The sequence below is a fragment of the Shinella sp. GW821-FHT11G07 genome, from assembly GCF_058808115.1.
Genome location: NZ_JBXARJ010000001.1, coordinates 699236 through 707609, shown reverse-complemented (window position 1 = coordinate 707609; position 8374 = coordinate 699236). Strand labels below are relative to the sequence as shown.

General features: G+C 64.5%; 4 protein-coding genes and 1 pseudogene. All 5 read right to left on the bottom strand.

Annotated features, from left to right (window positions below):
- Window positions 1–32: 32 nt before the first annotated feature.
- The 5 genes and pseudogenes from AC1RT2_RS03110 to AC1RT2_RS03090 all read right to left on the bottom strand — a co-directional run bounded on the left by AC1RT2_RS03110 (window position 33) and on the right by AC1RT2_RS03090 (window position 8186).
- Window positions 33–964, bottom strand: a pseudogene (locus tag AC1RT2_RS03110) (3-methyl-L-tyrosine peroxygenase-related protein).
- A gap of 203 nt (window positions 965–1167) precedes the next feature.
- Window positions 1168–1404, bottom strand: a complete 237-nt coding sequence (locus AC1RT2_RS03105; RefSeq protein WP_493099375.1) for an MbtH family protein — start codon at window positions 1402–1404, stop codon at window positions 1168–1170.
- Entirely contained in the window at window positions 1401–2804 is a 1404-nt protein-coding gene (locus tag AC1RT2_RS03100) for an aspartate aminotransferase family protein (protein WP_493099373.1), read from the bottom strand. Before AC1RT2_RS03100 ends, AC1RT2_RS03105 begins: the two co-directional genes overlap by 4 nt.
- On the bottom strand, window positions 2801–3664 hold the full coding sequence (locus AC1RT2_RS03095) for a class I SAM-dependent DNA methyltransferase (RefSeq protein ID WP_493099371.1): 864 nt from the start codon (window positions 3662–3664) through the stop codon (window positions 2801–2803). The genes AC1RT2_RS03100 and AC1RT2_RS03095 overlap by 4 nt, the downstream gene beginning before the upstream one ends.
- The gene (locus AC1RT2_RS03090; RefSeq protein ID WP_493099369.1) at window positions 3657–8186 is read right to left on the bottom strand and encodes an amino acid adenylation domain-containing protein; all 4530 of its coding nucleotides are present in this window, start codon (window positions 8184–8186) and stop codon (window positions 3657–3659) included. The genes AC1RT2_RS03095 and AC1RT2_RS03090 overlap by 8 nt, the downstream gene beginning before the upstream one ends.
- Window positions 8187–8374: the final 188 nt, after the last annotated feature.

Genomic DNA, 8374 nt, shown 5'->3' with positions numbered 1-8374 from the left:
CCTTGAATGGCTGAGGCAAACGCCTCGTCTGATCACGAATGGAAAGGGCATCCCTTGCCCGCGGGGTCGATAAGGGTGAGCCGGCCGCGCTCGAAGCGGCGCAGCGTTTCCACGGCACTGCGGTCACCCAACCGCAGGCTGCCGGCATCGCTGTCGACGAAGCGCGAGCAGACGCCGACATGGCTCTCGGCGAGGTGCCGATAGGCGGCGACGAAGGCCGAGTGGGCGACGGCCAGCTCCTCCGGAAGCTGTTCGAAGACCGGCCGCAGATCCCGCCAGACACCGACGAGCACGGCGTGTTCCCACGACATCAGGCCGCTGAAATCATCAGATTCCACGGTCGGCTGCGTCATGGAGACACGGATGGTGCTTTCATAGACATCCTTGGTGAAGCTCGCCGCGAGCTCCATGGAGGCCGCCGAGGAGGTCAACAGCGTCGCCGCCGTCATCAGCTCCTCTTCGGCCGACGCCAAAAGCCCGCGCTCCAGCTGCAGCCGGAAACGCCGGAGGGCAACGACGAGCCCCTGGACGTTCAGGAAGAACGCCCAATGGAACTCCCGCCAGATGGCGAAGGGAGAGGGAGGGCTGGCATTCATCGCAGCGGCTCCACCCCGAAGGTTCTGGCCAGCAGGTGGGTGTGGCTGACAAAACCCTCGATCTGGCGGCGGATGTGGATTACGGGCAGGTCCTTGCCTCTGTCGAAAAGCGCGGTGACGGCGTGCACGGTCTGTATCAGGCTGCGCGCCATCGCGACGGCCGGCTCGCCGGTCGTCAACCGGTTGACGCGGAAGTAACGATCGTAGTCGCTCGCCTGGAACGGCGTCAGCGGCAGGCCTGTCGTATCGACCTCGGCCGGACGGCTTTCGGGCTTGCCAAGCGCGACGAGAAGCTCCTCCAGCTTTTTGACGCTTGCCGCATGATCAAGCTCCAGAGCCTCCAGCAACGTGCCGAGCAGGGCATGCATCCTGCTGCGCTCCGCCGTGGTGAGGGCGGTTTCGGCAGGAAGCTGGTCCGGCAGCAGAAGATCGAGCCAGGCATTCGTCTCCTGCGACGAAGGCTTGCCATCACTCAGCGCCACCGCTTCGCGCAAGGGCTGATCGATGGGGCTTGCAGCCGGCGCATCGCCCGGCGTCGGGTCCAACAAACGCTGATGCTGGGTCAAGGATGCTACTCCTGCCGGGACTGTGCGGCGGCGTTGCCGTCCATGAGGCGACGAAGGGCCAGCGGGCGCATATCGGTCCACACCTCGCTGATATGGTCGAGGCAAGCCTGCTTCGGTCCCGCAAAGCCGCCGTCGCGCCAACCGAAGGGAATGTCCTTGTAGGTCGGCCAGATCGAATAGCGTTCCTCGTCGCTGATCACGACGCGATACTGGAATTCGGTGACTTGATCCTGGTTGCTCATGGCGCGTTGGTTCCATCAGTGAGGGGAAGAAGGCCGAAGCCTGCAAGGGACTGAAAACCTTGCAGGAAGGCGTCGTGGATGACGTCGATATCGGCATCGGTGTGGGCGGTGGAAAGGAAACCGCCCTTGTCGCCGCCGCGCAGGTGAATGCCCGCCGTCAACAGCAGAAGCGAAAGCAGATTGAGCGCGAGTGGCGGAACGCCGCTGCGGCCGGCCGCAACGGAAAAGAACGAACCGAACGAGGTGAAGACGACAGGCAGCCGGGATGCCGCCAGGGACGCGTTGAGACGGGTCACGAGGGCGCTGGTTCGCGCGTTCAGCCCTTCCTGAAGCGCCGGCCCCGCGTCGAGCATGTGCCGAGCGGCGGCGCGGGCAGCCGCGAGCGCCAGCGGATGCCGGCAATAGGTACCGGCAAAGAATGTCGGCTGTACCACCGGGCCCGAGGCGTCACCATAGGACCAGGCGCCGCCATCGACATAGTTCATGAAGCGGTTGCTGCCGGCGATCAGCGACAGCGCCAATCCTCCGCCTGCGATCTTGCCATAGGTCGCGATATCGGCCTCAACGCCGAAATGTGCCTGGGCGCCACCCTGCGCGACCCGGAAACCACTGATCATCTCATCGAAGATCAGGACTGTGCCTGTCTGTTCGGTAATCGCGCGAAGCTCGTGCAGGAAGGCGCGCGGCTGCACATCGATGTTGCGGCTCTGCACCGGCTCGACCAGCACGGCGGCGAGATGTCGGCCTCGCTTGCGCAGGATGTCGAGCGATTGCGGATTGGCGTAGTCGAGCAGGATGACATCCCGCGCCGTCGTGTCCGTGACGCCGGGAAAGGCCGGAACCGCCCGCAGGTCCGCCGGGCCGGCAGGCTTGTTCAGCACTTGGTCGGAATGCCCATGATACGAGCCTGCAAAGATCGCGATCTTCCGGCGACCGGTCGCAGCGCGCGCAATGCGGATCGCGGTCATCACTGCCTCGGTGCCGGTATTGCTGAACGTCACGCGGTCCTTGCCGGTGAGGCGGCAAAAGAGCTCCGCCGTTTCGCCGGCAAGCTCCGATTGCGGACCAACCGCAAAGCCCTTGGCGAGCTGCTCTTCGATGGCGTTTCGGATGAACGACGGGTTGTGGCCGAACAGGTTGATGCCCATGCCCATCAGGATATCGACATAGCGATTGCCATCGACGTCCCAGAGATTCGCCCCTTCCGCCCTCGTCGCCACGATCGGATACAGCGCTTCTTTGGCGATGGGTGAGAACGGCACGCCGATCGCGCTCTTGTCAGCAAGAAAATGCCTGTTCGCGGCGCTCGCATCCTTCGAGCCCTGGCTGCGCTGGTTGAACGCCGCGATAATGGCCGCCGTGGCCGAGGCGGGCGTGTGTGTGCCGGCAAACGCGTTCATCGGGATGCCTCCGTCGCGGCGGACTTCCGGCAGAAGAAGTAGGCGGCGTTTTTCTCGTCGATCGGCCCGCCCTTCGTGCTGCGCAGGTCCGCATCGAAGCCGCATTCGCGCAGGAGGGCGGTGACGGCCTCGAGGTCGTGGCCCCAGACCACATTGACGACCGAGCGGTGTTCCCAGTCCGGACGGAACGTCTTGTAGCGGGAGAGCAGAGCCAGCCGCCAGCTGCGCAGGCTGTCCGTCCTTGTCACGCGGCCCGCGAGGTTCTTCAGCGAGAAACGCCGGCGTTCATCGGGCCGGCGATAGATATCGACGGTGAAGGCGCCGCGTCCGGCCGAGGGATCATATTTGGGCGTGATCAGCCAGGCAAAGTCCGGGTGGATTTCCCCCTCCGTCGGTCGCCCATGCCAGTAGCGGGACATCTGTGCCGGATGGTTGACGTCGAAGACGAAAATGCCACCCTCTTTCAAAGATCGGTTGACGCTGGTGAAGACGCCTCGCAGGTCATCGAGGCTTGCCATGTGGTTGAGCGATGCGCTGGTGCACAGCACGGCGTCGAACGGTGCTTCAAAGGTAAAGTCGCGTGCATCGCCCTGCGTGAAGGCGGCGGACGGCGCGTTTTCCTGCGCGTGGCGCAGCATATCCGCCGAGCCGTCGAAACCGGTGACGGAATAACCCCGGTCGACGAGCTGTGCTACGAGTTGCCCGGTGCCGCAGCACAGGTCGAGGATGGTGCCGCCCGTGGGAACATGCGGAAGCACGACACGCTCGATCGGACCAATCTTGTGCTCGCCGTAGCGCGGGCCCAGCGTCTGGTTGTAGAGCCACGCCCAGTGATCGTAATTGCTGGCTTGTTCAAGCATCTGTTTTTCCGTCGACGGTGGAGGAGTTGAGGGCGCCGGCCCGGAGGAAAGCCTGCAGGTATTTGCGGAACAGCGCGGTATCGAGCACGGGCTCGGCAAACGATGCGCCGGCAAGTGCCGCGCGCGCCTGCTGGTGGTCGAAGGTCCGGCCGCCGGCTCCGGCGGCTTTCGCGCCGTCAGACGGTCCTTGTTCGAACAGTCCCATCAGCGGATAGAGCGGATGATCCGTTTCCTCGCGCGCGATCCGGTCCAGAACCTCACGCCAGGCGAGACGCGGGATGCGCCGCATCGCGAGCCCTTCGAGCGCGCAGGCGTCAAAGAGAAGGGCGGATGAGACGGGTGCGGAATGCACGAGATGAAAAATCTGCCCGGACGATTCCGACCTGTCGGAGAGCGCGACGATTGCCCGCGCCACATAGTCGACCGGGAGCATTTCCAGAGGGGTATCCCCCTCCGGTGCCATGCCGGACCGCAAATAGCCCTGCATCAGCCGGCACAGGATATCGGCACCGTTGAAGGCACCGGTTTCGCTGTCGCCGGATATGGCGCCGGGGCGATAAATGGTGACCGGCACGCCACGGCGCCGGCCTTCCTCGGCCAGATGTTCGGCGACCCACTTGCTGCGATTGTAGCCGCCCGCCGGGGGCGGGAACGCCTCGATCCGGTCCGTTTCCAGTATGGGTGTGCGAACACCATTGCGGGGCAGGGCGCTGAGCGATGAGACGAGGTGCAGCGATCGGCCGCGTCCTGCGCAGGCGAACCGCAGGATTTCCGTCGTGCCTTCGACATTGGCGGCACGCAGTCGCTCGTAGGGGTGAAGATGGTGGACTTCGGCCCCGTTGTGGATGATCGAATCGATCCTTGCGACGAGACGTTCATAATCGGGAGGGGCAAGGCCGAGGCCGGGTTTGGCGAGGTCGCCCGCCACGGCGTGCAGCCGTCCGGCCATGGAACTGCGCCACAGACCGTATTGACCGAGGGACGCCTTCAGGCGGCCGATACCGGCCTCTCCGCGCAACAGGCACCAGACCTGGCGTCCTTCATCTCGCAACAGTTCGTGCAGAAGGTAGGCGCCGAGGAAGCCTGTCCCACCGGTCAGCAGCACATTGCGCGGTCGATCGGATATCGGGATGATGGCGGGGGGGCGGATCGTCTCGTCGAGACGGATGTCGCTCCGCAGCAGCGAATCGAGCGCAGGCGTGCCTGCCGAACGGTTTTCAATGCGTGCCGCGAGGCCTTCGACGGTCGGCGCATTGAAGATATCGAGAATGCCGATCTCCAGCCCGTAGCGCTCCTTGGCAAGAGCCGACAGCCGGGTGGCCAGCAGTGAATGGCCGCCAAGGTTGAAAAAATCATCGCCGGCCGAAACCGACGCGATGCCGAGCACATCCTTGAAGGCTGCTGCGATCGCCTCTTCGGTCGGTCCCTGAGGCAGACGCCCGTCGCTGTCGTGCGAAAAATCCGGCAAGGGAAGTGCGCTCATGTCGACCTTGCCGTTGACCGTCAGCGGCAGTCGGTCGAGCCAGGCGAACGCATCGGGCACGAGAAAACGGGGAAGGCGCTCTGCCAGCCAGCTGCGCATCGTCGCGGCGGCGGCAGGGCCTGCGGCCTTGGCTACCCCATAGGCGACGATGCGTTTTTCGCCATCGACGTCCCGGATTGCGACGGTTGCGGCGGCGATGTCGGGATGGGTCTGAAGCATGGCTTCGATTTCGCCCGGCTCGATGCGGTAGCCACGAATCTTGACCTGGTCATCGAGCCGCCCGAGGACGCGAATGCGTCCGTCCGGCAACTGGCAGGCCCGGTCTCCCGTGCGGTAGAGCACGCCGGGCCGGTCCTTTGATGCGAACGGGTCCGGCACGAAGCGCTCGGCGGTCAGCGCCGGCCGACCGTGATAGCCGCGCGCGATGCCCAGACCACCGATGTGGAGTTCTCCTGGAATGCCGATCGGCAAAGGCTGCATATTGGCGTCGAGAACGTAGAGCTGCTTGTTTGCCGCCGGCCATAGCGTGGCGTCGACGGGATTGCCGTTTCCGCATGCCACCATGCTGGCATTGACCGTGGTTTCGGTCGGCCCGTAGGCGTTGATGAACAGGCGCCCGCTGCTCCAGCGCTCGATCAGTTCGGGCGTCGGTGCTTCGCCGCCGACCAGCACCATGCGGAGCGCAGGGTAATTCCCCGCCGGAAGGGTCAGCAGGGCGGAGGGGGTCATGGTGATATGGGTGACGCCATGCTTGCGCATGTGCTCGGCGAGACCGGGGCCGGGCAGGGCCTCCATTGCCGGGAGAAGCAGCAGCTTCGCACCGGCGCCGAGGCTCATGACCAGTTCGGGGATCGAGGCATCGAAGCTGAAGCTGAAGAATTGCAGCACGCAATCGCCGGATCGTACGTCGCCGCAGCGGATCTTGTCTTCCGTCAGGTTGACCAGGCCGGCATGCTCGACGAGCACGCCTTTCGGCCGGCCGGTCGAGCCAGACGTGTAGATGACGTAGGCGAGATGGTCGGCCCGGCTGATGTTGTCGGGATTATCCTCCGGCGCGTCCTGCGGCCAGTCGGTATCGAGATCGATCCGCGGCACCCCGTCCGGTAGCGCCATCGCCTGGTGCGTCAAGACCAGCGGTGCTTGCGAATCCGCAAGCATGTAGGCGAGACGTTCGGCCGGATAGGCCGGATCGAGCGGAAGATAGGCGCCGCCGGCCTTGAGCACGCCGAGCCAGGCCGCGATCATGTCGAAGCCACGATCAAGCGCGATACCGACCACGGTCTCCGGCCCCACGACCTTCGCGCGCAGCATGTGGGCGAGTTGATTGGCGCGGCGGTTCAGCGCGTCGTAGCTCTGGACCTGCATATCCCCGCCGGAAGCGTAGACCAGCGCGACGGCATCGGGCGTTCTGGCCGCATGTGCCTCGAAAAGCGTCTGGAAGCGCGCTGCCGTGTCATAGGGGCGCTGCGTCTCGTTCCATTCGACGAGCTGTCTTTGGCGGTCCTCGACAGGCAGGAGCGGGAGGCCCGCTATCGGCAGATCGGGGTTCTCAGCGATGGCCTGGAGCAGGGCGAGGAAGTGTTTTGCAAGTGCGCGGACCGTCTCCGGCTTGAAAAGCGCAGTGTCGAATTCGAAGGCACCTTTGACGGCATCGCCCGCCTCGTAGAGGTTCAGGCTGAGATCGAGCTTGGCCACGACGTCGCGGCTGTGAATCCGCCGTAGTTCGAGGCCGGGCAATCCGATCTTCTGCTTCGGCTCCGCGTCGAGCTGGAATTTCAGTTGGAACAGCGGATGGAGGCTCGGATCACGCTCGGGCCGCAGCTCTTCGACCAGCCGCTCGAAGGGCAGGTCCTGATGATCGAGGACACCCCACAGGGTCTCCTGGACATGCTTGAGATTGTCCCGGAAACCGGCCGTCGGCCGCAGGCGCGCACGAACCGGCAGCGGATTGACGAACAGCCCGACGAGGTCTTCGGATTCCCGGTGGCTGCGGTTGGCGACCGGCGTGCCGATCACAAGATCGGCCTGGTCCGTGTAACGGCAGACCAGGATGTTGAACGCCGTGAAAAGGGCCGCGAAGAGTGTCGCCCCTGCCGTGCCGGCAAGGCCACGAAGCCGCGCGACGGTGTCGGCATCGATCGCGACCTCATGCAAGCGACCTTCGTTGTTTTGCACCGGCGGCCGCTGAAAATCGGCGGGCAAGCGGGTTACGGGCAACGGTCCTTCGAGATGCTCCCGCCAGAACGCCAGGGATTGCTCAAGCTTCGGGCCTTGCAGGAAATCCCGCTGCCAGGCGGCGAAATCGCCATACTGGATCGGCAGCGCGCGGATTTTTCCAGTCCCCCCCGACACGGCGCTTTCATAGAAGAACGCGAGGTCCTTCAAAAGCACGTCCATCGACCAGCCATCGGCGCAGATGTGATGCAGCGTGAGCAGAAGGATGTTGCGGTCCGGGCCGAGCGAAATCACGCTCAGGCGAAGCGGTGGCTCGCTTGCAAGATCGAACCGCCGCTGGGCTTCCGCCCTGATCACGACCTCCAAGTCCTGCGCATCGAGGCCGTCGGCACGGCGATCGATCAGCGTGACGGGAATGCGCGCGTCCTCGACGGTTTGCTGGACCGGTTCGCCTTCCCGGATGTCGATGCGGGTGCGCAGAACAGCGTGCCGCGCGGCGACTTTTTCCAGCGCGGCTTCGAGCGCATTGATGTCGAGCGCACCCTGTGCCTCGACGGCAAACGGCATGTGATAGAGCCCGGCTTCCGGCAACATCTGCTCGATGAACCAGAGCCTTTGCTGGGCAAACGAGAGCGGTGGCGAGGGATTGCTGCGCGCAATGATCGAGCGGCCGCCACCGGCCAGCTGACCAGTCGTCAGGAAGGACAGGATCTCGGCCTTGCGATCGCGCACGAGCGCCGTGACGTCCTGCGTCAGGGCTTGCGGAGGGCCGGAGCAGCGAAGCGTCCCGGCATCGCTCCACACGCGAATCTCTTGCCGGGCAAGGCCTTCCAGAAACGTCTCGATCGTCTCGCGAACGTTCATCGCGTGGCCTCCGTCGCTACGCAAACATGCTGGCCGACGCGCCTCGAAAGAGCATCAAGACGGCCAGTATCGATGATGACCGGAGAGGTTCGCACAGGAACCGGCGCCAAAATCATTGCAACCTCTGATTACGTCGAAAAACCACTCTGTCGAGGCAATCAATTGCCGTCTGTATTGTTGACTACGGC